This window comes from Bacillus sp. JJ1474 (assembly GCF_036965225.1).
Taxonomy (GTDB): domain Bacteria; phylum Bacillota; class Bacilli; order Bacillales; family Cytobacillaceae; genus Cytobacillus.
The window spans coordinates 6,325-7,492 of record NZ_JBALPC010000293.1; the positions used below are offsets into that span (position 1 = coordinate 6,325).

1 protein-coding gene is annotated in these 1,168 nt (G+C 30.7%); it reads right to left on the minus strand.

The window, feature by feature from the left end; genetic code table 11:
• Positions 1 to 458: 458 nt before the first annotated feature.
• Complete coding sequence (locus tag V7164_RS24810; RefSeq protein ID WP_335347794.1) at positions 459 to 1,043, minus strand: hypothetical protein; 585 nt, start codon at positions 1,041 to 1,043, stop codon at positions 459 to 461.
• Between the last annotated feature and the right edge of the window lie 125 nt (positions 1,044 to 1,168).

A 1,168-nucleotide genomic window follows, 5' to 3' on the forward strand; every position in this document is an offset into this window, starting at 1 on the left:
AAGAAAGACGCTTTCCTTATTTCAGAAAAGCGCCCGATTACTGAAGATCAATAGTACATGTCTTGTTAAACTAACTCCTCAGTTAATGGAGTTAGTTAAGCATATTTTAATTCGGAAGTTTTTCCTATGGGGTTCTTCCTCCTTTCATAAAAAAATATATTATTCCTTTGTAAAAAATTCTGCATCAATTTTATCGATAACTGAGGTGGCATTATAAAAATATCTCATTTTCATTTTGTCTTCATATGTTAGTTCCGTTTGACTATTATTAATAAAATCTACCCAATCATTTTCTATCTCACTTATATTTTTTTCGTATATATCCTCTATTTTTTTAGCCAAGTCTTCTTTGTTGTAGATTTGCTCAAACTTCTCTAACCCATATGATTCAACTAAATAGGTAACAAAAGAAGCTGAATGAATATAACTTATCCATTGAAGGGTGTAATCCTCTGGATTTATAAAAGCTGGGCGAAATTTGAATCATCTTGATTCAAATCTATCAACTTGTTAATAGAAATTGTTTTATTTGAATCAATTAAATACTTCATAATCTGATGGGAATATGATTTTTGTTTTCCATACTTATCTTCCATATAAGTAGCAAAACCCTCTTGTGTTAAATACCCCATGCTTGAATCAAAGTTGTTACCATAACCAATTAAAGAATGTGTAAGTTCATGGACAAGCGGATATTGATTTTCCCTAATTGCATATAGTTTGAGTTCCGACCTCAATCCCCATGACGCTTGATTCCATTCATTGAGGAATATATTTATTCTCTCGGATGGTACATAATTTGTTTGGATTGACTTCTGAATATCATTATAAGCATTTAGGAGTTCCTGTTTTATGGATTCTACTTTTTCTTCTGGAACCTTTATGGTATTAGAAATTTTAAAAGTAATTTTCCCATCCGCTGTAACAACAATGTTTTTATCAACTGCTTCCTCTTGAACTATTTCTTTAGGAACTACTGTATCCTGAGTGCAAGCAGTTAATAAAAATATAGATATAAGGAAGAAGAATCTAAATCTAAACATTATACCTCCTAAAAAATCAATATTTTCTAACCAGTACGAACTTTAACTCTAAAAAGATTCATTTTTGTACACCAGTGAAAAATACAATTTTCTTTAAGGGCATTGCTCCACAATCTGGCCCTTTT

Excerpts from the sequence above, each read along its gene's own strand:
- V7164_RS24810 (WP_335347794.1), bottom strand. The coding sequence starts at position 1,043 with ATGTTTAGATTTAGATTCTTCTTCCTTATATCTATATTTTTATTAACT.